The organism is Nonomuraea antri (genome assembly GCF_013283785.1).
Lineage (GTDB): Bacteria > Actinomycetota > Actinomycetes > Streptosporangiales > Streptosporangiaceae > Nonomuraea > Nonomuraea antri.
The window spans coordinates 1-23,897 of sequence record NZ_JABCPZ010000055.1 but is presented as its reverse complement, the minus strand read 5'-3'; the positions used below and the strand labels follow the sequence as shown (position 1 = coordinate 23,897).

The following is a 23,897-nucleotide window of genomic DNA, read 5'->3' as shown; positions in this document are numbered from 1 at the left end:
CGGGACCGCGGGCGGGCGCGGTCCTTTCGTTCACTCGCTGGCTAGACGCCTTCGGACCTGGCCACGAGCTTGGACAACATGTTGCTCATCTCGAACATGGTCGCCTTCATCTGGGCCTGATCGTCTCGCATCAGGCCCATGGACCTCTCCAGGTTGCCCACCGAGCGCTGCAGAACTCCGACACTGCCCTTCAGCTCGTCGATGTCGCCCTTCATGGTGACGATGTCGCCCTTCATGGCGACCATGTCGGACTTGATGTGGATGATGTCGGCTTTCACGACGATCATGTCGGCCTTGAGATCGACGATGTCGTCCTTCATCACGGAGACGTCCTTCTTGATCTCCGAGATGTCGTTTTCGACGCGGTCTACGCGTTCTTCGAGAAACGGCATGCAGTGATGGTACCCAGGAAGAGTCATCGCCGAGGGCTCTTGTGGATGTCGTCCTTTTCGGCCCATTCGCGCAGGTAGCGGTCGGCTTCGTCGGCCGAGTAGTGCTTGCGCAGCGCACTGCTCAGTCCGACCCCGAGCGCCCGTCCGTCGGCCGCGTGGCCGGTGGGATCACCGAGGAGAAAGCGGATCAGCGCCTTCATGGTCATGCACCTCCTGTCCGTCCTCGTGCTCTACCCGAGGAGTGTCGCGCCCAACTCAGGCGCTGGGCGTCGTACGCGGCCGGCGGCGGCGCACCGGCTTGGGCGCCGGCTCCGCAGGCTCGCCGCCGCGCTGTTCCATGTACGAGGCGCGGGTGTGCTCGGTGTGCTCGCGCATGATGCGGGCGGCGCGCTGCTCGTCGCCGGCCTCGATGGCGTCGATCAGGGCCGTGTGCTCCTGCCAGGACGCCAGGCCGCGCTGACGGGCCACCGGCGTGTGATACCAGCGCACCCGGCGGGCCACCTGGCTGGCCAGCTCGGCCAGCACCTTGTTGCCCGACAACGCGGTGACCAGGGCGTGCAGCTCGGAGTTGATCGCCACGGCCGAGTCGACGTCGTCGGACTCCATCGCCGCCAGGCCGCGCGCGCACACCGCGCGCAGCCGCCGCACGCCGTCCTCGCCGGCGTGCTGGGCGGCGAGCCTGGCCGACTCGGTCTCCAGCAACGCGCGCACGGCGAGCAACTGGTCGGCCTCCTCGACCGTGGGCACGTGCACGAACGCGCCCTGACCGGGGTGCAGGTCGACCCAGCCCTCGCCGCTGAGCTGCTGCAACGCCTCGCGCACCGGCTGCCTGGACACGCCGAGCAGCTCGGCCAGCTCGCTCTCCACCAGGTGCTGGCCCGGCTTGAGCTGGCCGGAGACGATGAGCTCCTGGATGGCCTCGATGACGCTCTCCCTGAGCGTGGCGGGCCGGGGAATCTTGGCGGCCGCCGTCTGACCGGCCTGATCCGACAGCAACATAAGGCACCCTGCTTCAATGGTTTTTCGTCGACTGCCTACAGCATACCGTTCTGCTTCTTCTCACAGACGGTGAGCATTGTCACACGCGGACGGCCGCGGGGAGCCCCGGATGGCGCAGCCGGGGCGCGGCGATGGCGGGCAGCGCGGTGAGCGCGGCGGCCAGCAGGAAGACCCCGGGGGAGCCGGTCAGCGCGAGCGCGGCCAGTGCCGTCCCGAGCAGGCCCGCCACCGCCTTGGTGCTGTAGACCACCGCGCCGATCGGGCCGACGTGGCCGATGCCGAAGAAGTCGCGCACCAGGCCGGCGACGAGCGGGTAGAACGCCCCGCCGCCCGCGCCCGCGGCCAGCACGCCGAGCCAGAGCAGCACCGCCGACGCCGCGGGATCGGCCGGCATCCCGCCGATCCCGGCCGCGGTCCCCGTCGCGGCGGTCCCCGTCGCTGAGGTCCCGGTCGCTGAGGTCCCGGTCGCGGCCGCCGTGCTCGCGGCGAGGAGCAGCTGGCCGAGGGTGAGGAGGGCGAGCACGGTGGTGAGGACCCGCCGCCGTCCCCAGAGCTCCGAGCAGCGCATCGCCAGCGCCCGTCCGGCCCCGTTGAGCGCCACCAGCACCGCCACCGCCGCCCACGAGCCGGTCGCGGCCACGGCGACGACGTCGAACAGCGACACCGCGCCCGCGCACACCAGCACCGCCGCGAGCCCGGCCAGCGCCGGCGTGCGTACCGCCTCCGACGGGGAGAACTCGCGGATCGCCGGCGGCGTCCTGCGCAGCAGGGCCGGGTCGAGCGCGTGGGCGCGCGGATCGACGTCCGCGGGCCACCAGCGCGGCGGCGCGACGCGCAGGAAGAGCGCCGCGGCCCCGATCACGGCGACCGCGGCGACCCCGGCCACCAGGAACACCCAGGTGAGCGCCCCGCCCGGCGGGGGCGTGGCGTCCCAGAAGGCTCCGGCCAGGACCAGCAGCGGCGCCGCGCCGTAGCCGAACGCCCCGGTGATCAGTCCGAGCCGCACCGCGGGCCGCTCCGGGTGCCAGGAGGTGACGACCTCGCCGCAGACGCCGTAGACCAGGCCCGCGCCCATCCCGCCGAGCAGCGCGTACCCGGTCAGCAGGGCCGGCGTGGCGGTGGTCAGCGCGAGCGTCACCAGGCCGAGCCCGCTCAGCGCGGCGCCGGCGGCCAGCGCGGCACGCACGCCGAGACGGCCGCGCCGCACCAGGTGGAGTACGGGGATCGGGGTGGCCGCCTGGCAGACGATCCAGGCGGCCAGCGGGATCAGGGCCAGGCCGTCGCGGACGAGGAGCGCGGCGTAGCCGTACTGGAGCGGGCCGATGGCCACCATGGACGCCCACGCCAGCCGGAACATCCTGGCCCGATCGGACGGGACCGGCCCGACCAGGTAGGAGCGTCCGCGCCAGTCTCTGACAAGTTCTGCATTCTCCATACTGTATGGAATATCCAGAAAGCGAGACCTCTGTCGAGACCTAGACGAAGGATTCAGCATACGGTATACCGTCTACAAAGGAGGCTCGCATGGACCTGTACGAGTACCAGGCGAAGGAGCTCTTCGAGCGCCACGGCATACCGGTTCCTCCCGGCGGGATCGCCACCACCCCCGAGCGGGCCCGCGCGATCGCGGCCGGGCTGGGCACGCCCGTCGTCGTCAAGGCCCAGGTGAAGACCGGCGGCCGGGGCAAGGCGGGCGGCATCGGGATGGCCGCGGGACCGGCCGGGGCCGAGGAGGAGGCCGCCCGCGTCATCGGCATGGACATCAAGGGGCACACCGCGCGTTCGGTGCTGGTGGAGGCGGCGATGGTGCCGTTCGAGGAACACTACGCGGCCTTCCTGGTGGACCGGGCGGAGGGCACGTTCCTGGCCATGGTGTCCGCGCGGGGCGGCATGGAGATCGAGGAACTGGCGGCCACCGACCCCGAGGCCCTGGTCAGGCTGCCGATCGACCCGGTGACCGGCGTCGACGCGGCCACCGCGAAGGAGCTCGCGGCCAGGGCCGGGCTGCCCGAGGCGGCGTCCGGCGTGCTGGAGCGGATGTGGCGGGTCATGGTGGCGGAAGACGCCCTGCTCGTCGAGATCAACCCGCTCATCAGCACCGCCGACCAGCGGATCGTGGCGCTCGACGGCAAGGTCACGCTCGACGACAACGCCGCCTTCCGCCACGACTGGGACCACGCCGAGAGCGGCGACACGCTGGAGGACCGCGCCCGCGCCAAGGGGCTCAACTACGTCAAACTGGACGGCCGCGTCGGCGTCATCGGCAACGGCGCCGGGCTCGTCATGAGCACCCTCGACGTGGTCGCCGGCGCGGGCGCCGCCCCGGCCAACTTCCTGGACATCGGCGGCGGCGCGTCCGCCCAGGTCATGGCCGACGGCCTGGAGATCATCCTGGCCGACCCCGACGTGCGCTCGGTGCTGGTCAACGTCTTCGGCGGCATCACCGCCTGCGACGCGGTGGCCACCGGCATCGTCACCGCGCTCGAACTGCTCGGCGAACGCGGCCTGGCCCGGCCCATCGTCGTACGGCTGGACGGCAACAACGCGGAGATCGGGCGGCGCATACTCAGCGACGCCAGGCACCCGGTCGTCCGCCAGGTCCCCACCATGGACGGCGCCGCCGAACTGGCGGCAAGACTCGCGGCAGGTGCGTGATGGCGATCTTCCTGACCAAGGACAGCCGGGTGCTCGTGCAGGGCATGACCGGCGCGGAGGGCGGCAGGCACACCGCCCGCATGCTGGCCGCGGGCACCGACGTCGTGGCCGGGGTGACCCCGGGCAAGGGCGGGCGCGCGGTGGACTTCGGCGAGCGCGAGGTGCCGGTGTTCGGCTCGGTCGCCGAGGCGGTGACCGAGACCGGGGCGGACGTGTCGGTGGTGTTCGTCCCGCCGCGCTTCACCCGGGCGGCGGTCGAGGAGACGATCGCGGCGCAGGTCCCGCTCTGCGTGGTGATCACCGAGGGTGTCCCGGTGCACGACGCGGTACGGCTGCGCGCCCTGGCCGGCGACCGTACCAGGATCATCGGCCCCAACTGCCCCGGCCTGATCTCCCCAGGACAGTCGTCGGCCGGGATCATCCCCGCCGACATCACCGCCGCCGGCCGCATCGGCCTGGTCTCCAAGTCGGGCACGCTCACCTACCAGCTCATGTACGAGCTGCGCGACCTCGGCTTCTCGACCGCGGTCGGCATCGGCGGCGACCCGGTCGTCGGCACCACGCACATCGACTGCCTGCGTGCCTTCCAGGACGATCCGGGCACCGACGCGATCGTGCTGATCGGCGAGATCGGCGGTGACGCCGAGGAACGGGCCGCCGCCTACATCGCCGCCCACGTCAGCAAGCCGGTCGTGGCGTACGTGGCGGGGTTCACCGCGCCCGAGGGCCGCACGATGGGGCACGCGGGCGCGATCGTGTCCGGTTCGTCCGGCACCGCGCAGGCCAAGAAGGAGGCGCTGGAGGCGGCCGGGGTGCGGGCCGGCAGGACCCCGACCGAGACCGCGCGGCTCATGAGGTCGGCGCTATGAGGTTCGCGGCGCACGAGGCGGGCGCCTTGCGGTTCGACGTGAACCTCTCCATCCTGCTCACGGACCTGCCGCTGCTCGACCGCCCGGCCGCGGCGGCCAAGGCCGGGTTCGACGCGGTGGAGCTGTGGTGGCCGTTCGACTCGGCGGAGCCGGCGGCCGGCGAGCTCGACGCGCTGCGCCGGGCCGTCCAGGACGCCGGGGTGCGCCTGGCCGCGCTGAACTTCGCCGCCGGCGACATGGCCGCAGGCGAGCGCGGCCTGGCGGCCAGGCCGGACGGCGCGGCGGCGTTCCTGGCCAACGTGGACGTCGCGGTCGCCCTGGCCGGCGAGCTGGGCTGCACCGTGCTCAACGCCCTGTACGGCAACGACCCTGGCACGGACCGGGCGCTGGCCGTGTCGAACCTGCGCAGGGCGGCCGACGCGGCGGCCGGCATCGGCGCGACCGTCGTGATCGAGGCGCTGAACTCCCGCGAGAACCCGCACTACCCGATCACCTCGTCAGCGACCGCGTTCGCCCTCATCGACGAGGTGGGCAGGGACAACGTCGCCTTCCTGGCCGACCTGTACCACCTGCACCGGATGGGCGAGGACGTGCTCGCGCTCATCGACCGGCACGCCGGCCGGTTCGGCCACGTGCAGATCGCCGACGACCCCGGCAGGGGGCGGCCGGGCAGCGGCGGCATGCCGTACCCGGAGATCTTCGCGCGGCTGGCGGCGGCGGGCTACCAGGGCCACGTCGGGCTGGAGTACCGGCACCAGGGGCCGGACGCGTTCGCTTGGAGGCGGGCATGAGGATCGGATTCATCGGCCTGGGGATCATGGGCGGCCCGATGGCGGCCAACCTCATCAAGGCCGGACATGTCGTGACCGGATATGACGTGAGCACCGAACGCCTCGCGCACCTGGTGTCCCAGGGCGGCCGGGCCGCGCCGGGCGTGGCCGAGGCGGTCGCCGGCGCCGCCGCGGTGATCACCATGCTGCCCGACTCGCCGCAGGTCGAGGAGGTCGCGCCGCTGGTCGTCGAGCACGGCGCGCCCGGCCTGCTCCACCTCGACATGAGCACGATCAGGCCCGAGACCTCCCGCCGGGTGGCCGCGCGGGCCGCCGAACACGGCATGCGCGCGCTGGACGCCCCGGTCAGCGGCGGCGAACGCGGCGCGATCGACGGCACGCTGTCCATCATGGTCGGCGGCGACCTCGAGGACGTCGAGGCCGCCCGCCCGCTGCTCGGCGTGCTCGGCACCACGATCGTGCACGTCGGCCCGGCCGGCGCGGGCCAGACGGTCAAGGCCGCCAACCAGCTCGTCGTGGGCGGCATCTACGGCCTGGTGTCGGAGGCCATCGTGCTGCTCGAAGCCTCCGGCGTGGACGCCGCCGCCGGCCTGGACGTGCTGGCCGGCGGCCTGGCCGGGTCCCGCATCCTCGACCTCAAGCGGCACACCATGGTCAAGCGCGAGTTCGTCCCCGGCTTCCGCGTCGACCTGCATCACAAGGACATGGGCATCGCCCTGGCCGCCGCCCGCGAGGCCGGGGTCGCGCTGCCGCTCACCGCGCAGGTCGCCCAGCTCGTCGCCGCCGCCAGGGCCCAGGGCCACGGCGCGCTCGACCACTCCGCCCTGCTCAAGGTGATCGAAAGGCTCAACACGTGAAACGCGTTCCCTGCATGGAGGCCGTGGTCGCGGTGCTGGAGTCGGAGGGCGTGGACACCGTCTTCGGCGTTCCCGGCGCGGCCATCCTGCCGCTGTACGCCGCGCTCCAGCACAGCTCGATCAGGCACATCACGGTCCGCCACGAGGAGGGCGGCACCCACGCGGCCGACGGCTGGGCCCGCGTGACCGGCAACGTCGGCGTCTGCATCGGCACCTCAGGACCGGCGGGCACCAACATGATCACCGGACTCTACACCGCGCTGGCCGACTCGATCCCGATGATCTGCGTCACCGGCCAGGCGGCCACCGCCAAGCTGCACCAGGAGGCGTTCCAGGCGGTCGACATCGTGGAGATCGCCAGGCCGGTGACCAAGTGGGCGGTGCAGCTCAAGGAGCCAGCCCAGGCGCCGTGGATCTTCCGCGAGGCGTTCAGGATCGCCAGGTCGGGGCGTCCCGGGCCGGTGCTCATCGACCTGCCGATCGACGTGCAGCGCGGCACGTGCCGCTACGACCCCGCGCTGGACGCGCCGCTGCCGGTCGAGGCGCCGCGTCCGCTGCCCGCCGCCGTCCGGGCCGCCGTGGACCTGCTGACCTCGGCCAGACGCCCGCTCATCCTGGCCGGCGGCGGCGTGATCATCGCCGAGGCCGCCGACGAGTTACGCGAGCTGGCAGAGCACCTGCAGGTCCCGGTCCAGGTGACGCTCATGGGCAAGGGCGCCTTCCCCGAGGATCACCCGCTGTTCGCCGGGATGGCCGGGATCCAGACCCAGACCAGGTGGGGCAACGCCGCCTTCCTGGACAGCGATCTCGTCCTGGCCGTCGGCGCCCGCTTCGGCGACAGGCACACCGGCGACCTGGACGTCTATCGCAGGGGACGCAGGTTCATCCACGTCGACATCGAGCCCACCCAGCTCGGCCGGGTCTTCGAACCCGACCTCGGCATCGTCGGCCACGCCCGTCCGGTGCTGGCCGAGCTGCTGGACGAGGCCCGCACCCGGGCCGAACCCCGCCGTCCGGGCAAATGGGTCAGGAGGGTCGGCGAGCTGCGCCGCACGCTGGTGCGCAGGGACGACTTCGACGACGTGCCGATCAAGCCGCCCCGGGTGTTCAGGGAGATCAACGCGTTCTTCGGCAGGGACACCACGTTCGTCACCGCCATCGGGCTCTACCAGATCTGGTCGGGGCAGTTCCAGACCACGTACCTGCCGCGCCGCTACCTGGTGTGCGGCCAGGCCGGGCCGCTGGGCTGGGAGGTGCCGGCCGCGATTGGGGTCAAGTGCGCGCACCCGGAGCGCCAGGTCGTGGTGGTGGTCGGCGACTACTCCTTCCAGTTCCTGATGGAGGAGGTGGCGGTGGCCGCGCAGTACCGGATCCCGTTCGTGATCGTGATGATCAACAACGAGTACCTGGGGCTGATCAGGCAGGCCGAGCTGCCGTACGGGATGAACTACGCGGTGGACCTGCACTACGGCGAGGGCGGCATCGACCACGTCAAGGCGATGGAGTCGTTCGGCTGCCCGGCGCGCCGGGTGGAGCTGCCCGGCGACCTGGCCGGCGCGCTGGCCTGGGCCTCGGCCGAGGCGGCGCGGGAGCGGCTGCCGGTGCTGGTGGAGGTGATGGTCGAGCGCGAGGCCAACGCCGCGATGGGCCCGTCGCTGGAGGCGATCAAGGAGTTCGAGCCGCTGCCCGAGCTCATCACCGTCGACTGGTCGGACTGACGAGGGAGGATCCATGCGGCTCAAGCCCGGCACCGCCTGGCACGAGACCTACGCGCGCTGCCGCGCGGCGGCGCCCGAGGCGTTCCACCACGATCGGGTGCTGAACCACTGGGGCGGGTTCTGGCAGCGCGACGGGCGTCCGGTGCCCGCGTTCTCGCCGCTGGACGGCACCGCCATCGCCGGTCCGCCCCGGCTGGACCGGGCGGGCGCCGGACGCGCGCTGGCCGGCGCCGTCGAGGAGCACCGGCAGTGGCGGCACGTGCCGCTCGCCGAGCGGAAGAGCAGGGTCGCGGCGGCGGTGGAGTCCATGGCCGCGCACCGCGACCTGCTGGCGCTGCTGCTGGTCTGGGAGATCGGCAAGCCGTGGAAGACCGCGTGCGCCGACGTCGACCGCTGCCTGGACGGCGTGCGCTGGTACCTCGGCGAGATCGACCGCATGCTGGCCGGACGCACCCCGCTGCCCGGGCCGGTCAGCGACATCGCGAGCTGGAACTACCCGATGAGCGTGCTCATGCACGCCATGCTCGTGCAGGCGCTGGCCGGGAACGCGGTGATCGCCAAGACGCCGACCGACGGCGGACTGTGCTGCCTCACGCTCGCCACCGCGCTCGGGGTCCGGGAAGGGCTGCCGTTCACGCTGGTCAGCGGGGGAGGGGCGGAGCTGTCGCCGGTGCTCGTCGCGGGGCGGTCGGTGGGTTGCGTGTCGTTCGTCGGCGGACGCGACGCCGGGGCCGAGGTCGCCACCTCGCTGGCCGACCTGGGCCGCAGGCACGTGCTGGAGCAGGAGGGGCTGAACTGCTGGGGCGTGTGGGAGTACGGCGACTGGGACACGCTGACCCGGCAGATCCGGGCGTCCTTCGACTACGGCAAGCAGCGGTGCACCGCCTATCCGCGGTTCGTGGTGCAGCGATCGCTGTTCCCCGAGTTCCTGGCCGCCTACCTGGCGGCGGTGGGGTCGTTGCGGTTCGGGCATCCGCTGGCGGTGGCCGCGCCGGACGATCCGCTGCCCGAGCTGGACTTCGGGCCGCTGATCAACGCGTCCAAGGCCAAGGAACTGGCCGACCAGGTGGACGAGGCGGTGGCGCGGGGCGGGGTGCCGGTGTATCGGGCGCCGGTGGAGTCAGGAAATTTCCTGCCGGGGCAGGATATTTCGGCGTATCTACCGCCGGTGGCGATCCTGAGCCCGCCGCGCTCGTCCCCGCTCTTCCACGCCGAGCCGTTCGGCCCCGTCGACACGATCGTGCTGGTCGACACCGAGGCCGAGCTGCTGGCCGCGATGAACGCGAGCAACGGCGCCCTGGTCGCCACGCTGTCGTGCGCGGCGGAGGAGACGTACCGGAGGCTGGCGCCGCAGGTGCGGGCGTTCAAGGTCGGCCACAACCGGCCGCGCTCGCGCGGCGACCGCGAGGAGCTGTTCGGCGGGCTGGGCGCGTCGTGGCGGGGCGCGTTCGTGGGCGGCGAACTGCTGGTACGCGCCGTCACCGTCGGCGCGGGCGGCTCGGTCGGCCCCGGCGGCGAGCGGCTGCCCGGCAACTTCCCGCACTACACGCTCCTGCCTGAGCGGGACGGGAGCGCCTGAGCCGGGCGGACTGCCTGCGCGGGGCGGGTCGTCTGCGCGGGGCGGTGGCTAGAACGCGCCGAACCGGGTGGCCACCAGCAGGGTCAGGAACGTCAGCATGGCCACCCGCAGCAGCTTCCCGCCGACCCCCAGCGACGGCCACGACAGGTACGCCAGCCACCCCACGAAGGCGATCACCGGCAGCACGGCCAGCCCGCCGAGCCAGTTCGGCACCGCGAACCCGGCCAGCAGCAGGATCACCAGGACGGCCGGCGCCACCCACCTCGGCACCTGCGTGAACAGGAACGCCATCGGCGTGGCGCTGCGCTGCTCGACGGCCTTGCGCAGCCCGGTCGCGCCGGGCGTGAAGAACTGCTCGCCCGCGGGCAGCGGCCGCTTGCCTCCCCGGCCCTGGCTCTTGCCCTGGCCCGGACGGGCGGCGGGCCGTTTGGGACCGGGACCACGGGACGCGGCGGGCTGGGCGAGCGGATGCCTGCGGCGGTCTTCTTCGGAGGTGGCCACGGCTTGAGCCTAGCCGCCGGCGGCCTCGGCTCGGACCTGGCAGTGGCCGGGAATCGCGCGGCGGCGGTTGATCGTCTGACATCCTGGTGAACGTGCTCGCCGTGATCCGCTACACCGTTCCAGAGTCCCAATCCCAAGACTTCATCAAGCAGGGCCACGCCATCCTCGACACGCTCGCCGCGCAGCCCGGATACCAGCGGGGCAGGCTCGCCCGTTCGGTGGACGAGCCGAACCTGTGGGCGCTGGTCAGCGAATGGGAGGGCGCCGGCTTCTACCGCAGGGCGCTGTCCGCCGCCCGGATGGCGATGTATCCCCTCATGATCCTCATGGTCAACGAGCCGAGTGCCTTCGAGGACGTGTACACGCAAGACGGGACGTAGCGCTCCCTCGCCGGATACTCGCGCGCGAGGGCGGGCGGGTGTCCCCTAAGCTGGGATCTCATCAATCCATCCTCGCCGACCTCCAGCCGGAAAGAGACGCAACCAAAATGGCACGACGCACAGACGTCATGGACACCATCGTCAGCCTCGCCAAGCGCCGCGGGCTCGTTTACCCGTCGAGCGAGATCTACGGCGGACTTCGCGCGTCGTGGGACTACGGTCCACTGGGTGTCGAGCTGAAGAACAACGTCAAGCGGCAGTGGTGGCTGTCGATGGTCCAGTCGCGCGACGACGTCGTCGGCCTCGACTCCTGCGTCATCCTGGCGCCCGAGGTGTGGCAGGCCAGCGGCCACGTCGAGACCTTCACCGACCCGCTGACCGAGTGCCAGTCCTGCCACAAGCGCTTCCGCGCCGACCACCTCGTCGAGGCGTACGAGGAGAAGAACGGCAAGACGCCGGAGAACGGCCTGGCCGACATCACCTGCCCCAACTGCGGCAACAAGGGCGCCTTCACCGAGCCCAGGCAGTTCAGCGGCCTGCTCAAGACCTACCTCGGCCCGATCGAAGACGAATCCGGCCTGGCCTACCTGCGTCCCGAGACCGCGCAGGGCATCTTCATCAACTACCTCAACGTGCAGCAGTCGGCGCGCAAGAAGATCCCGTTCGGTATCGGCCAGATCGGCAAGTCGTTCCGCAACGAGATCACGCCGGGCAACTTCATCTTCCGCACCCGCGAGTTCGAGCAGATGGAGATGGAGTTCTTCGTCAAGCCCGGCAGCGACGAGGAATGGCACCAGTACTGGATCGACGAGCGCTTCCGCTGGTACTCCGACCTGGGCATCAACAAGGACAACCTGCGCCTGTACGAGCACCCCAAGGACAAGCTGTCCCACTACTCCAAGCGCACCGTCGACGTCGAATACCGCTTCAACTTCGCCGGCTCGGAGTGGGGTGAGCTCGAAGGCATCGCCAACCGCACCGACTTCGACCTGACCGCCCACTCCAAGGCGTCCGGCGTCGACCTGAGCTTCTTCGAGCAGGACACCGGCGAGCGTTACGTCCCGTACGTCATCGAGCCGGCGGCCGGCGTCGACCGCGCCACGCTGACCTTCCTGCTCGACGCCTACAGCGAGGACGAGGCGCCCAACGCCAAGGGCGTCCTGGAGAAGCGCACGGTCATGCGCCTCGACCACCGCCTCGCCCCGGTCAAGGCCGCGGTGCTGCCGCTGTCGCGCAACGCCGACCTGTCGCCGAAGGCCCGCGACCTGGCCGCGCAGCTGCGCAAGCGCTGGAACGTGGAGTTCGACGACGCGGGCGCGATCGGCCGCCGCTACCGCCGCCAGGACGAGATCGGCACCCCGTTCTGCATCACCGTCGACTTCGACACGCTGGAAGATCACGCGGTGACGATTCGCGAGCGCGACTCGATGGCGCAGGAACGCATCTCCATCGACCAGGTCGACTCCTACCTCAGGCAGCACCTGAACGACTGACCCGTCCAAACCCTAGAAGCCCACGCCCTTCACCCCGAAAGGCGTGGGCTTCGCCTTTCGGACGCTTCGCGCCTCGGGAGGCTCAGGCCGCGTCCCCCAGCGACCCCCGCGAAAGGCATGGGCTTCCCCTTGGGGGGCGCTTCGCGCCTCGGGGGTTCAGGCTGCGTCTCCCAGGGGGCTCCGCCCCCTTCGACCCCCGCGAAAGGCATGGGCTTCGCCCTGGGGGCGCTTCGCGCCACGGGGCTCAGGCTGTGTTGTGTGGGGGCACGCCCCCACACCCCCGGCGAGGGACCTGCCGGTCCCTCGCGCTCCCGGGCCGGTTGCCTGGCTCGGTCTTCTTGGCCAGATGAACCTTCGGCCACGTGACACGGGGCTCCGGAATGAGCGAGAGCTTCGGCGGCGTGAGCCGGCTCGCTCGGACCAGCGAGACGGGCTTCCTTACGTAGGCACTCTCAAGGGCTCGAGGGCGGCCAGGACGAGGTCGAGGCCGAAGGTGAACTCCTTCGCCGGGTCGAAGCCGGCAGCGGCGAGCACCGCGGCGGACTCGTTGAGGTAGGGGAACTCGTCAGGAGGAAGCTGGGGCAGGAAGACGTCCTCGGTCATGTCCGCGAACTCATCGGCGGTGTCGAACGGCAGGCTGGATTCCTGCAGGGCGAAACCGTAGACGTAGCTGTCGAGCACCCAGTTGGCGTGCGTCGCCATCAAGACCGGGAAGCCGGCCCTTCGCAGGCAGGCGGTGACCGCTTCGCGGTGGCGGAGGTTCGCGGGCCCCGGCGATGTCCGCGACTCCATCAGGCTGATCGCCCACGGGTGGCGTGCGAGAACCTGCCGGGCGGATATCGCCCGCCGTCGCATCGCTGACTGCCAGTCGGTCTGTTCGGGCGGTAGCTCGATCTCCTCGAACACGACGTCGATCATGGCGTCCAGCAACTCCTCCTTGCTCGCCACGTAGTAGTAGAGCGACATCGCGCCCGCGCCGAGCGCGCGAGCCAGCTGACGCATGCTCAGCTCGCCGACCCCCTCGCGGTCGGCGAGCCGGACCGCCTCGGCCACCACCCGCTCCTTGCTCAGCCCCGCATCTGACGCGACCTGGCGTCGTTCCCTCGCAGACAACGGGTCTCCTCGCTCCCTCGAACGCCTTGACAATCGTTCAGCGCACGGTCATGGTACAGCGTACTACTCTTCGTACGGTGTACGACGTACGATGTACGAACCAGCGAGAGCCGCAGCTCGGACGTGAGGAGGCTGCTGCGGGAATCGAACGGCGATCGAGTGCCGGCGCGCGCCCGGCGCCGGGGGCGAGTCCGCCGGGGCGACGACGATGCGGGCCGCCGACCGGCACCGCTACGGCCTGCCCTCAGCGCTCGAGTCGTCCGAGGTCCGGGTTACCGCTGCCCGGTCGAGGCGATGTGCTCGTCCAGGTGGGCGCGGCCTCGGTGCATCCCTGCCGCCACTCCGGCGCAGGGACCGCTCCTCTCGAAAGAAGAACCGATGACCAGCCGAACGAAAACCCCGAACCTGCTCGACAACCCGCCGGTCCCCGTGCAGGCCAAGCTCGCCGCCGCATGGACCAGCTTCATGTTCCTCTACATCTACGTCGACTACTTCCACCTCCACAAGCCCGGCGTCATCGACAACCTCCGCGCCGGCGTCGTCTTCGAGTTCGACATCAGCCCGACGTTGTTGACCGTGATGCTCGCGTCCGTGGCGATCCCGGCCCTGATGGTGATGCTCTCCATGACGCTGCCCGCCCGGGTGAACCGCGCCACGAACCTCGTCGTCGCATCGCTCTACATCCCCTACTCGGTGTTCAACGCGGCAGGGGAGTCCTGGAGCTGGGCCCCCTTCTACGGCCTGTCCATCGGGATCGAGGTGCTGCTCCTGGCCTTCATCCTGCGCTCCGCCTGGACCTGGCCCCGAACCCCCGCCGTCCCGGCCGGTCTCGCGACGACCGATCTTCGGCAGGACGTTGGGCAGTAGGTGTCCGGGTAAAGCCCGCCGCCGCGGCCACCGGGCCGTCCGTGACCAGCTCAGTCGCGGCTGTTCACGAGCGGTCCGGTGTCCGCGCCGGCCGCGCCCGCAGGCCGAACGGTGGCTGACCGTCCAGCAGACCTCCGGCCGGCCGACCGCAACAGCGAAAGGGCGTCAGCTTGCGTAACGCACTCCGAAAAAGCGACGAACATCCCCGGCCGCCTCGACCTCCAGACGGGTGGGCGAGTCTCCGTGACGATCGCCTGGCGGACGCCGTCGAGTGGATCCAACCTGTCGCGCCGCCGGCGAACGATCCCGTCCTATGTCGTGCTCATTGCAATAGTGTGTGCCGCACAGTATCGTGTGGCGTGTGCACGATGACGATGAGTTGCTCGCCACCCACCTCCAGGAGCTGCGGCGCGGCACCGTCGTCCTGGCCTGCCTGCTCATGCTCGACCGCCCCGACTACGGCTACGCGCTGCTCGACCGCCTGACCCGCGCCGGCCTCGCCGTGGACGCCAACACCCTCTATCCCCTCCTGCGCCGCCTGGAGAAGCAGGGTCTGCTGACCAGCGACTGGAACACCGAGGAGTCCCGGCCGCGCAAGTTCTACCGCACCAGCGACAGGGGCGCCGCGCTCGCCGCCGCGCTCAGTCGCGACTGGGACGAGCTCGACGCCATACTCCGCTCTCTGAAAGGCGCGTCATGACCACCACCGCGAGCACGCTCACCGACCGCTACGTCGCCGCGATCCTGCGCCGTCTGCCTGACGGCCAGCGGCCTGACATCGAACGCGAGTTGCGGGCCTCGATCGCCGACGCCGTCGACGACCGGATGGAGGCCGGTGGGGACCGGGCCGAGGCCGAGTTCGCGGTGCTCACCGAGCTCGGCGACCCGGCCAGGCTGGCGGCCGGTTACGCGGAACGTCCGCTCCAGCTCATCGGCCCGGCGCTCTACCTCGACTACACCCGATTATTGACCGCCCTGCTCGTGACCATCGTGCCCGCGGTGACCGTCGCGGTCGGACTCGTCCAGGGGCTGCGCGGGGAGAGCGCGCTCGACCTGGTCGGCGGCACGCTGGGTGCGGCGCTCGGCACCGCCGCGCACCTGGTCTGCTGGACGACACTGCTGTTCGCGATCATCGAACGCGTCGCCGGACGCCGCGCGCCCGCCAGGCGCTGGACGCCCGACGCGCTCCCCGAGCCACCCACCCGCCGCGCCCGCTACGGCGAGCTGATCACCTACACCGTGGCGATGGTGTTGTTCGCCACCCTGATCCTGCTCTCGCCGGTGATCAGCACCGAGACCGACGCCGCCGGCGCCCCCATCGGCCTGTTCGCGCCGTGGCTGTGGCAGACCGGCTTCGTGTACGCGTTCATCGCCCTCGTGACGGTGAACCTCGCCGTCGCCTACGCCAAGCACTACGCCCGATGGAGCGTTCCGCTCGCCGTGGCCGGGACATTGGTCGAGATCGCCTGCCCGATCGCGCTGCTCTGGCTCGCCGCCGGCGACCGGGTGCTCAACCCGGCCTTCACCCAGGCCGCCGCCTGGCCGCAGAGCGCGACCACCTGGATCAACACCGCGCTCATCGTCATGTCCGCCCTCACGATCGTCTTCACCGTCATCGACGGCATCGCCCGCGCCGCACGTCGCTGATCCAATCGCGCGTCCCTGAACCAATCGCCCCACCCCCGTGTCGCTGAACCACGAACCAGGAGACCGGCATGAAAGCGATCGTCTATCAGGAATACGGCTCGCCCGACGTCGTGCGGCACGCCGACGTCGACCGTCCCGTCCCCGCCGCGGGCGAGGTGCTGGTCCGGGTGCGCGCCGCCGCGCTCAACCACGCCGACCTGCTCACCATGCGCGGCACGCCGCGCCTGCTGCGCCTGGCGTTCGGGATGCGCCGGCCGAAGATCCCCGTCCTGGGACGCGACATCGCGGGCACGGTGACCGAGCTCGGCCCGGACGTGAAAGACCTCCAGATCGGCGACGACGTCTTCGGCGAGACGGCCCAGCGCGGCTTCGCCGAGTACGTCGCGATCTCGGTGAAACGCCTGGCCAGGAAGCCGGAGCAGGTGACGTTCGAGCAGGCGGCCACATTACCCGTGGCCGGGAGCACCGCCTTGCAGGGGCTGCGCCTCGGCGCCGTTGGGCCCGGCACGTCGGTGCTGGTCAACGGCGCGTCCGGCGGGGTCGGCACGTTCACCGTGCAGCTCGCGAAGGCGCTCGGCGCCGAGGTGACCGGCGTGTGCAGCAGCCGTAACGTCGAACTGGTGCGCTCGCTCGGCGCCGACCACGTGATCGACTACACCCGCGAGGACTTCACCCGGGGCACGCGCCGCTTCGACGTGCTGATCGACATGGTCGGCAACCACCCGATCTCGGCACTGCGCCGGGTTCTCACCCCCCGCGGGATCTTCATCGCCTCCAGCAGCGCGGGCGGGCCTGTGCTCGGTCCCATACCCCGGCTGCTGGCCACGGTCGGGCTGACGCCGTTCGTCCGGCAGCGGCTCCGCGTCCTGACCACCAGGAGCACCAGCGAGGACCTGCGGACCCTCGCCGAGTTCGTCGCAGAAGGCAAGCTGACGCCGACGATCGAACGCACGTATCCGCTCAGCGAGACCGTGGACGCCCTCCGCCTCATGGAGCGGGAGCACGCCCGCGGCAAGATAGTGCTCCGCCCATAGCCGAACGCGTCAACTGGGCCGCCGGAGAACGGAAAATCAAAATTTCCACATCCGCGTCCATGCCGTGAAGTTCGGAATGGCAGAAGGGTTGATCTTGACAGCCACAACGAGATCGTCCAAGGTTTTGCGTGGTGATCCTGTTCGGGAATCACCTCATGCGGTTTCGCGTCAGAAGTGGAGGCTGGCCCGATGAAGAGAGTGAGCTGGCTCATTGCGGTTCTGGCTGGTGCGAGCCTCGTCCTCGTGCTGCAAGGCCCTGCCATGGCCGGCTTTCTTGGAATATCGCAGACGACTGACTACTCCGGCGACGGTGAGCATTGGAGCACCTACCCGGAGACGGAGTCCGGCTACCCCCACGTGATGGTCACCGACTTCTACGCCGACGGTTACGGCGTCAGGTTGCGGGAGAAGAGCGATTCTGGCCTGGTCTATTATCACGACAATACGAGTGGAGCCGGCTCCAGCGACATCTACTCGGTGGGCTCCTATATTGAGCAGATTCAAGCATGTAATCGCGACAAGCTGTCTAACGGCAGCGTTCTGGTGCTCAACTGCGACGTCTGGGTGACGACGAACCCTCAGTAGTCGACCTCGTTTCTCATCGAAAGGGAATCGCTCGCATGCCCGAGATCAAGGAGACCTTGGCCGATGTCCGGCCGATGCCCGATGAGGGCGGGCGTCGGCGTCGGGGCCTGGTCGTGGGGCTCGCCGCTGTCACGCTCGTGGCGGCCGTCGGCGCCGGAGGCGCGCTCTTCCTGGCTCCTTCGCCCTCCACCGCAGGCGTCGGCACCGCCGGTACCGCCACTGTGGTGCAGAGGACTGAGGTGCGGCCGATCGAGGAGGTGTGGCCGCAGGCGGCGCACGAGGTCCCCATGGCGTTGCCGGACGGGCGCCGGATCCGGCCGCGGCTGCTCCTCGACGGCAAGACCCTGCTCGTCACCGCGGAATCGTCGTTCGAGAAGGCCGACGGCCTGTACGCCTACGACCTGGGCGGCGGACGGTTCGCCAAGCTCGCCGACGTCCCCGTTCCCGCCGGTACGAGGCTCTTCGCCGCCGGGTTCGCCACGGACGGCGACCGCATCGTCTGGTGGACGGGCCGCAAGAAGGACGGCAGGGAGATCGCGGACATCTGGTCGGTGCCCGCCTCGGGCGGCGAGCCGGCGATCGTCACCTCGGCCGTGCTGCCCGCCCGATCCGCCGAAGGGCTCATCGCGACGCTCGCTGTCACGCCGGAAGGGGTCGCCTGGTCGGCGGGCGGCGAGGGCGTCTACCGGGTCCCGTTCTCCGGTGGCCGGCCGCAGCCGGTGCCCGGGACGCGCGGCCTGCACATCCTGGCCTGGCCGTGGGCCGGATCTCCCGGCCCGGCCGCCCTCCGGCAGGTGCCGTTCCTGACCCTGCTCAACGTCGACACCGGCGAGCGGCGGGATCGGGTGAGCGTTCAGGACGCCGCCGTGGTGGCGTGCGGGGTGACCCGGTGCCTCAGCCGTCAGGGCCGGTCGTCCTCGGTGGGCCTGCACGCGCGCGACGGGTCCGAGGGCACGGCGCTCACCCTGCCGCCGACGCGCCCGCAGGTGCTGCTCAGGGACCGGTTCGTCACCGCCGACAGCCCGAGCGGGGCCACGCTGCACGACGTCACCACGGCGACCGCGGCCGACCTCGGCTCGTCCGCCGGGACCAGGTACTTCCCCAGCGGGGACGGGCGGATGCTCCTGTTCTCGCGCGGCGAGAAGTTCCTGGTCGTGGATCTCGCGGCGATCGGCTGACCGCCCACAGAGCAGGCCATGGCCGGGGGGCCTGGCCGAAAGTACGAGTCGGTGGTCGGCTTAAGGCGGGCGCGGGTCGGGCCGGTGGCCCGATGAATCGTCACCGCCTCCACCTGCACGATCGTTCCATGACCGAGCTCTCGAATCCGACGCTCTCCCCGATGGCGGCCACCGCGCCGGGTCCGCGTCCGCGCGCCTCTCGCCGGGGTGACGGCCGGCTCGCGGTCGCCGGGCTGATCGCGCTCACCGTCGTCCCGCTGATCGGCGGGGCCGTCCGGCTGACCGAGCTGTTCACCGGCGCGGACGTCACCTCCGCGAACGCACGCTTCTTCGACGCGCCCACGCCTGTGATCCTGCACATCTTCGCCGCCTCCGGCTACGGCGTGCTCGGCGCCTTCCAGTTCGCCCGCGGGTTCCGCCGCCGGCGGCCGGGCTGGCACCGGGTGTCGGGGCGGCTGCTGGTCCCGTTGGGGCTGGTCGTGGCGCTGTCCGGCCTGTGGATGACGCTGTTCTACGCGGTGCCGGCCGTCGACCGCGGCTTCGTCGCGGGGATGCGGGTCGGGTTCAGCTCGGTCATGGCGTTGTCGATCGTTCTCGGGCTGGCGGCGGTGCTGCGGCGGGACATCGCGCGGCACCGGGCGTGGATGATCCGCGCGTACGCGATCGCGATGGGCGCGGGCACGCAGGCGTTCACCCACGTGCCGTGGTTCCTGACGGTCGGCGAGGTCGACGCGACCGGCCGGGCGCTGGCGATGGGGGCCGGCTGGGCGATCAACCTGCTGGTGGCCGAATGGGTCATCCGCCGCGGGGCGCCGCGGGGCCGGTCGCTGACACCGGTACGCCGTCCGTGAACGCGGCGCGGCGCCACCGGCCACGCGGCCTATCGTCGAGGACGTGCAGATGATCGACGGTCTGGCCTACGACGAGTCGGGGGCGGGCCCGCCCGTGGTGCTCGTCCACGCGGGCATCGCCGACCGGCGGATGTGGCGGCACCAGGTCGCCGAGCTGTCGGCCCGGCACCGGGTGATCGCCTACGACTGGCGCGGCCACGGCGACTCCGCCGATCCGGCCGAGGAGCTGGTGCACCACGAAGACCTGCTGCGCCTCATGGACGGGCTGGGCGTGGCGCGGGCGGTGCTGGCCGGGTCCTCGATGGGCGGCTCGTACGCGATCGAGGCGGCGCTGGCGGCGCCGCACCGGGTGGCCGGGCTCGTCCTGATCTCCTCCGGTCTGTCAGGGCATGCCTGGCCCGCTGAGATGATCGCGCAGGCGCGGGAACGGGTGCACAGCACGGTCGAGGCCGACCGGCTGGCCGCCTACCGCAGCGGCACGGCGGAGCGCATCGACCCCGCCGACCTCGACGCCTTCGCCACCGCCCACACGTTGTGGCAGGTGGCGGGCCCCGACCGGGGGATCGGCGACCTCGACCCGCAGGTGTGGCAGCAGGCGTTCACGATGATGCGGCGGGTGTTCGAGCGGGCCTGGAGCCGTCCGCCGGTGCCCGAGCGGCACCTGGCGGCCGCGCGGCGGCTGTCCGAGGTCGCCGTCCCCACCATGGTCGTCAACGGGCTCGCCGACGTGCCCGCCATCCAGGCCGTGTCGGACGTCCTGACCCAGGAGATCCCCGGCGCCCGGCGGCTCGACCTGCCAGCGACCGGGCATCTGCCGCCGCTGGAACGTCCTGACCAGGTCAACGCCGCGATCCGCGACTTCCTGCGCGAGCTCGACTGGTAAGCCCCGAAAAATCGTGTAAAAGACGGAGTTACGCGGCTTTTCGTGGTGACTTGATGACATGGGCCTCGAACCGATGAAGGGACGAGGGGACCCATGCGTAAGCCATCACGTTCGGCACGACGTTTCGCGTTCGCCCTGATCGCCGGGGCCGCACTGCTCAGCACGGGCGGCGCGGCGTTCGCCGGCCCCGATCCGGCCGACCCGGCCGCGCTGGAACTGCGGGTCGTCGTCGACGACTGCCCGGCCAAGACCGTCGAGCCATGACCGAGCCGGAACTCATGGAAAAGGCCCTGTTCGAGGTCAAACGGGTGATCGTGGGCCAGGACCACCTGGTCGAACGGCTGCTCGTGGCGGTGCTCGCCAAGGGGCACTGCCTGCTCGAAGGGGTGCCCGGCATAGCCAAGACCCTGGCCGCCGAGACGCTGGCCACGGTGGTGGGCGGCACGTTCGCCCGCATCCAGTTCACGCCCGACCTGGTGCCGTCCGACATCGTCGGCACCAGGATCTACCGGCCGTCCACCGAGACGTTCGACATCGAGCTCGGCCCGGTCATGGCCAACCTGCTGCTCGCCGACGAGATCAACCGGGCGCCCGCCAAGGTGCAGTCGGCGCTGCTGGAGATCATGGCCGAGCACCAGGTCAGCATCGGCGGGGTCACCCACCAGGTGCCGCGGCCGTTCCTGGTGCTGGCCACGCAGAACCCGATCGAGTCCGAAGGCGTCTACCACCTGCCCGAGGCCCAGCGGGACAGGTTCCTGATGAAGATCGACGTGGACTATCCGAGCGAGTCTGAGGAACTGGCGATCGTCTACCGGATGAGCGTCGACCCGCCGGTCGCGCAGACCGTGCTCGGCCCCGACCAGCTCATCGCGTTGCAGCGGCGGGCCGAGGAGGTGTTCGTGCACCACGCGGTGGCCGAGTATGCCGTCCGCCTGGTCTACGCCACCCGCGCGCCCGAGCGTTACGGCGTGGCCGAGCTGGGCCGGCTGCTGGCCTTCGGCGCCAGCCCGCGCGCCACGCTCGGCCTGCTGGCGGCCGGACGGGCGCTGGCGCTCCTGCGCGGCCGGGACTACGCGCTGCCCGAGGACGTCCGGGACGTGGCCCACGACGTGATCGCGCACCGGCTGGTGCTCTCCTTCGACGCGCTGGCCGAGGGGGTGGCCGCGCGCGGGCTGGTGGACCGGGTCGTGGCCGCGGTGCCGCTGCCGGTCATCGCCCCGCAGCAGACCGGGTACCACCACCAGGAAGCCGTGGCATGACGTCGTACCTGATCTCCGAGCCCGCCCTGCGCAGGCTGGAGCTGACGATCACGCGGCGGCTGGACGGCCTGCTCCAGGGCGAGCACCTGGGGCTGCTGCCCGGACCGGGCAGCGAGCTCGCGGAGGCGCGGGCCTACCAGCCGGGGGACGACGTGCGGCGGATGGACTGGAACGTCACCGCCCGCACCAACGAACCCCACGTGCGCGACCTCGTCGCCGACCGGGAGCTGGAGATCTGGGCGCTGCTCGACGCGAGCGCCAGCATGGACTTCGGCACCGCGGCGATGGAGAAGCGGGAACTGGCGTTGTCCGCGCTGGCCGCGGTCGGCTTCCTGACCCAGCGCACCGGCAACAGGATCGGCGCGCACCTGCTGCACGGCGGCGGGGTCACCGTCCTGCCGGCCCGCACCGGGCGGCCGCACCTGATGGCGCTGCTGCGGGCGGCGTTCGCGCTGCCACGCACGCCGCCGGGCGTGGCCGAGCCGCCGCTGGGCGCGGCGGCCGACCGGCTGGGGCGGGTGGTGCGGCGCCGCGGGCTCGTCCTGGTGGTGTCGGACTTCCTGGACGCCCCGCCGACCTGGGAGCCGCCGTTGCGCCGGCTGAGCGCGCGGCACCAGGTGCTGGCCGTCGAGGTGCTCGACCCGCGCGAGCTGACCCTGCCGGACGTGGGCGTGCTCACGCTGATCGACCCCGAGACGGGACGTCGGCGCGAGGTGCCCACCGGCAGCGCCCGGCTGCGCCGCAGGTACGCCGAGGCGGCCGCCGGGCAGCGAGCCGAGATCGAGGCCGGGCTGCGCCGCGCCGGAGCCGCCCACCTGCGGCTGCGCACGGACGGCGACTGGGTGCGCGACCTGGTCCGGCACGTCATGAGGCAACGCCGACTGGCCCGGCTCAACGTCGCCCCGGCCATGGGCGACCCGCCACCGGGCAGCCCGGCGGACGGGGGTGATGCCGCGTGACGCTGCTCTCGCCCCTGTGGTTGCTGCTGCTCGTCCCCGTCGCACTGCTCGCCGTCGCGTACGTGCTGATGGCCCGGCGGCGCAGCGCGTACGCGGTCAGGTTCACCAACCTCGATCTGCTCGACCAGGTCGCGCCCAAGCGGCCCGGCTGGCGCAGGCACGTCTCGGCGGGCGCGCTGCTCGGCATGTTCGCGCTGCTGGTGGTCGGGTTCGCGCGGCCCACGGCCGAGGTGCAGGTGCCCAGGGAACGGGCGACGATCATGGTGGCGTTCGACGTGTCGGCGTCCATGGAGGCCACCGACGTCACGCCCGACCGGTTCACCGCGGCCAGGCAGGCCGCCACCGCGTTCGTCCGCGGGCTGCCCGAGCGGTTCAACCTGGGCCTGGTGACGTTCGCCGGGCAGGCGTCCGTCGCCGTGCCGCCCACCACGGACCGCCGGACGGTGCTGAACGCGCTCGACCGGCTCACCACCGCGTCGGGCACGGCGATCGGGGACGCGGTCTACTCCTCACTGGCGGCCATCGCCGCGCTCGACACCGAGGCGGAGGCCCCGCCCGCGCACATCGTGCTGCTGTCGGACGGCTCCAACACCACCGGCCGCACGGTGAGCGAGGCCGCCACGGCCGCCGCGACGCGCGGTGTCCCCGTCACCACCATCGCCTACGGCACGCAGGAGGGGAGCATCGAGATCCAGGGCAGACAGGTCCAGGTCCCGGTGGACGGGCCGTCGCTGCAGGGCCTGGCCAGGACGGCGGGCGGCGGCTTCTACGAGGCGGCCAGCGGGGACGAGCTGCAGGCGGTCTACGACGACATCGGCACCTCGGTCGGATACCGGACGGAACGGCAGGAGGTATGGCAGTGGTTCGTGGCGGCTGGACTGGTCTTCGCGCTGATCGCGGCGGTGACCTCGATGGTGTGGTTCTCGAGGCTGCCATGAACGGCCTCGGCCGCCCCAGCGGGCCCGCGTTCGTCACCCCGCCACTCGGAAGCCCACCGCCTCCCGGAAGCCCACCGTCTCCCGGAAGCCCACCGTCTCCCGGAAACTCGCGGCCTCCCGGAAGCCCACCGCCTCTCGGATACTCGCCGTCTCCCGGAAGTTCGCAGCCACCCCGAGACCGGCCGCCGCTCGCGGCCCCGCAAGCGTCGTCCCCGACGCGCCCCAAGGCCGGGCCGACCGGCCGGATGCTGGTCGGCGCGGTGCTCGTCGCGGCGCTGAGCGGCGCCGTCGCGGGCGCGGCGGCCGGCGCGGCCGGGGCAGGGCTCGTCGGCGCGGCCGAGCCCGCCCC

The 23,897-nt window shown here is 71.6% G+C and carries 26 protein-coding genes; 20 read left to right on the top strand and 6 right to left on the bottom strand.

Going from position 1 to position 23,897, the window contains the following annotated elements; all coding sequences use genetic code 11:
* Positions 1 to 41: 41 nt before the first annotated feature.
* From HII36_RS19875 to HII36_RS19860, 4 genes are all read right to left on the bottom strand, one after another.
* The gene (locus tag HII36_RS19875) at positions 42 to 392 is read right to left on the bottom strand and encodes a hypothetical protein (RefSeq protein WP_173524718.1); all 351 of its coding nucleotides are present in this window, start codon (positions 390 to 392) and stop codon (positions 42 to 44) included.
* A 23-nt stretch (positions 393 to 415) separates the two neighbouring features.
* Positions 416 to 592 (bottom strand): hypothetical protein, encoded by a 177-nt coding sequence (locus HII36_RS19870; RefSeq protein ID WP_173524717.1) that lies wholly within the window; start codon positions 590 to 592, stop codon positions 416 to 418.
* Positions 593 to 647: 55 nt separating this feature from the next.
* Complete coding sequence (locus HII36_RS19865) at positions 648 to 1,391, bottom strand: GntR family transcriptional regulator (protein WP_173524716.1); 744 nt, start codon at positions 1,389 to 1,391, stop codon at positions 648 to 650.
* 79 nt (positions 1,392 to 1,470) lie between these two features.
* Complete coding sequence (locus HII36_RS19860; RefSeq protein ID WP_173524715.1) at positions 1,471 to 2,826, bottom strand: MFS transporter; 1,356 nt, start codon at positions 2,824 to 2,826, stop codon at positions 1,471 to 1,473.
* Positions 2,827 to 2,915: 89 nt separating this feature from the next.
* On the opposite strand from HII36_RS19860, the gene sucC reads away from it, so the two are divergent.
* From sucC to HII36_RS19830, 6 genes are read left to right on the top strand one after another with little or no spacing between them, the layout of a single operon-like run.
* The gene (gene sucC, locus HII36_RS19855) at positions 2,916 to 4,046 is read left to right on the top strand and encodes an ADP-forming succinate--CoA ligase subunit beta (RefSeq protein WP_173524714.1); all 1,131 of its coding nucleotides are present in this window, start codon (positions 2,916 to 2,918) and stop codon (positions 4,044 to 4,046) included.
* Positions 4,046 to 4,915: a succinate--CoA ligase subunit alpha gene (gene sucD, locus HII36_RS19850; protein ID WP_173524713.1), complete on the top strand. Its 870-nt coding sequence runs from the start codon at positions 4,046 to 4,048 to the stop codon at positions 4,913 to 4,915. Before sucC ends, sucD begins: the two co-directional genes overlap by 1 nt.
* Positions 4,912 to 5,706, top strand: coding sequence for a hydroxypyruvate isomerase family protein (locus HII36_RS19845; RefSeq protein ID WP_173524712.1), 795 nt, complete (start codon positions 4,912 to 4,914; stop codon positions 5,704 to 5,706). The genes sucD and HII36_RS19845 overlap by 4 nt, the downstream gene beginning before the upstream one ends.
* Positions 5,703 to 6,563, top strand: coding sequence for an NAD(P)-dependent oxidoreductase (locus HII36_RS19840; RefSeq protein ID WP_173524711.1), 861 nt, complete (start codon positions 5,703 to 5,705; stop codon positions 6,561 to 6,563). Before HII36_RS19845 ends, HII36_RS19840 begins: the two co-directional genes overlap by 4 nt.
* Entirely contained in the window at positions 6,560 to 8,281 is a 1,722-nt protein-coding gene (gene gcl, locus HII36_RS19835; RefSeq protein ID WP_328807789.1) for a glyoxylate carboligase, read from the top strand. Before HII36_RS19840 ends, gcl begins: the two co-directional genes overlap by 4 nt.
* A gap of 13 nt (positions 8,282 to 8,294) precedes the next feature.
* Complete coding sequence (locus tag HII36_RS19830) at positions 8,295 to 9,860, top strand: aldehyde dehydrogenase family protein (RefSeq protein ID WP_173524710.1); 1,566 nt, start codon at positions 8,295 to 8,297, stop codon at positions 9,858 to 9,860.
* Between the two features lie 48 nt (positions 9,861 to 9,908).
* On the opposite strand, the gene HII36_RS19825 is transcribed toward HII36_RS19830, so the two are convergent.
* The gene (locus HII36_RS19825; protein ID WP_236003668.1) at positions 9,909 to 10,361 is read right to left on the bottom strand and encodes a DUF6703 family protein; all 453 of its coding nucleotides are present in this window, start codon (positions 10,359 to 10,361) and stop codon (positions 9,909 to 9,911) included.
* Positions 10,362 to 10,453: 92 nt separating this feature from the next.
* Between HII36_RS19825 and HII36_RS19820 the strand changes: the two genes are divergently transcribed.
* Positions 10,454 to 10,741, top strand: coding sequence for an antibiotic biosynthesis monooxygenase family protein (locus tag HII36_RS19820; protein WP_173524709.1), 288 nt, complete (start codon positions 10,454 to 10,456; stop codon positions 10,739 to 10,741).
* Between the two features lie 107 nt (positions 10,742 to 10,848).
* Positions 10,849 to 12,234 (top strand): glycine--tRNA ligase, encoded by a 1,386-nt coding sequence (locus HII36_RS19815; RefSeq protein WP_173524708.1) that lies wholly within the window; start codon positions 10,849 to 10,851, stop codon positions 12,232 to 12,234.
* A gap of 438 nt (positions 12,235 to 12,672) precedes the next feature.
* Here HII36_RS19815 and HII36_RS19810 read toward each other — a convergent pair whose 3' ends face one another.
* Complete coding sequence (locus HII36_RS19810) at positions 12,673 to 13,347, bottom strand: TetR/AcrR family transcriptional regulator (RefSeq protein ID WP_173524707.1); 675 nt, start codon at positions 13,345 to 13,347, stop codon at positions 12,673 to 12,675.
* Between the two features lie 378 nt (positions 13,348 to 13,725).
* Here HII36_RS19810 and HII36_RS19805 point away from each other — a divergent pair, with 378 nt between their 5' ends.
* The 12 genes from HII36_RS19805 to HII36_RS19750 all read left to right on the top strand — a co-directional run bounded on the left by HII36_RS19805 (position 13,726) and on the right by HII36_RS19750 (position 23,548).
* Positions 13,726 to 14,214, top strand: a complete 489-nt coding sequence (locus HII36_RS19805) for a DUF6326 family protein (protein ID WP_173524706.1) — start codon at positions 13,726 to 13,728, stop codon at positions 14,212 to 14,214.
* 361 nt (positions 14,215 to 14,575) lie between these two features.
* Positions 14,576 to 14,914: a PadR family transcriptional regulator gene (locus HII36_RS19800; protein ID WP_328807788.1), complete on the top strand. Its 339-nt coding sequence runs from the start codon at positions 14,576 to 14,578 to the stop codon at positions 14,912 to 14,914.
* Entirely contained in the window at positions 14,911 to 15,861 is a 951-nt protein-coding gene (locus HII36_RS19795; RefSeq protein ID WP_173524704.1) for a permease prefix domain 1-containing protein, read from the top strand. The genes HII36_RS19800 and HII36_RS19795 overlap by 4 nt, the downstream gene beginning before the upstream one ends.
* A 68-nt stretch (positions 15,862 to 15,929) precedes the next feature.
* Positions 15,930 to 16,895, top strand: a complete 966-nt coding sequence (locus tag HII36_RS19790) for an NAD(P)-dependent alcohol dehydrogenase (protein ID WP_173524703.1) — start codon at positions 15,930 to 15,932, stop codon at positions 16,893 to 16,895.
* 189 nt (positions 16,896 to 17,084) lie between these two features.
* Positions 17,085 to 17,480, top strand: a complete 396-nt coding sequence (locus tag HII36_RS19785) for a hypothetical protein (RefSeq protein WP_173524702.1) — start codon at positions 17,085 to 17,087, stop codon at positions 17,478 to 17,480.
* 35 nt (positions 17,481 to 17,515) lie between these two features.
* On the top strand, positions 17,516 to 18,658 hold the full coding sequence (locus HII36_RS19780) for a TolB-like translocation protein (RefSeq protein WP_173524701.1): 1,143 nt from the start codon (positions 17,516 to 17,518) through the stop codon (positions 18,656 to 18,658).
* Positions 18,659 to 18,786: 128 nt separating this feature from the next.
* Positions 18,787 to 19,509 carry a DUF2306 domain-containing protein gene (locus HII36_RS19775; RefSeq protein WP_236003667.1) on the top strand — a complete coding sequence of 241 codons (723 nt, stop codon included), beginning with the start codon at positions 18,787 to 18,789 and terminating at the stop codon, positions 19,507 to 19,509.
* A 49-nt stretch (positions 19,510 to 19,558) separates the two neighbouring features.
* Positions 19,559 to 20,392, top strand: coding sequence for an alpha/beta fold hydrolase (locus HII36_RS19770; protein WP_173524742.1), 834 nt, complete (start codon positions 19,559 to 19,561; stop codon positions 20,390 to 20,392).
* Positions 20,393 to 20,485: 93 nt separating this feature from the next.
* Positions 20,486 to 20,656, top strand: coding sequence for a hypothetical protein (locus HII36_RS19765; protein WP_173524700.1), 171 nt, complete (start codon positions 20,486 to 20,488; stop codon positions 20,654 to 20,656).
* Complete coding sequence (locus tag HII36_RS19760; protein WP_173524699.1) at positions 20,653 to 21,651, top strand: AAA family ATPase; 999 nt, start codon at positions 20,653 to 20,655, stop codon at positions 21,649 to 21,651. The genes HII36_RS19765 and HII36_RS19760 overlap by 4 nt, the downstream gene beginning before the upstream one ends.
* Positions 21,648 to 22,610, top strand: a complete 963-nt coding sequence (locus HII36_RS19755) for a DUF58 domain-containing protein (protein WP_173524698.1) — start codon at positions 21,648 to 21,650, stop codon at positions 22,608 to 22,610. The genes HII36_RS19760 and HII36_RS19755 overlap by 4 nt, the downstream gene beginning before the upstream one ends.
* Positions 22,607 to 23,548, top strand: coding sequence for a VWA domain-containing protein (locus tag HII36_RS19750; protein WP_173524697.1), 942 nt, complete (start codon positions 22,607 to 22,609; stop codon positions 23,546 to 23,548). The genes HII36_RS19755 and HII36_RS19750 overlap by 4 nt, the downstream gene beginning before the upstream one ends.
* Positions 23,549 to 23,897 lie beyond the last annotated feature (349 nt).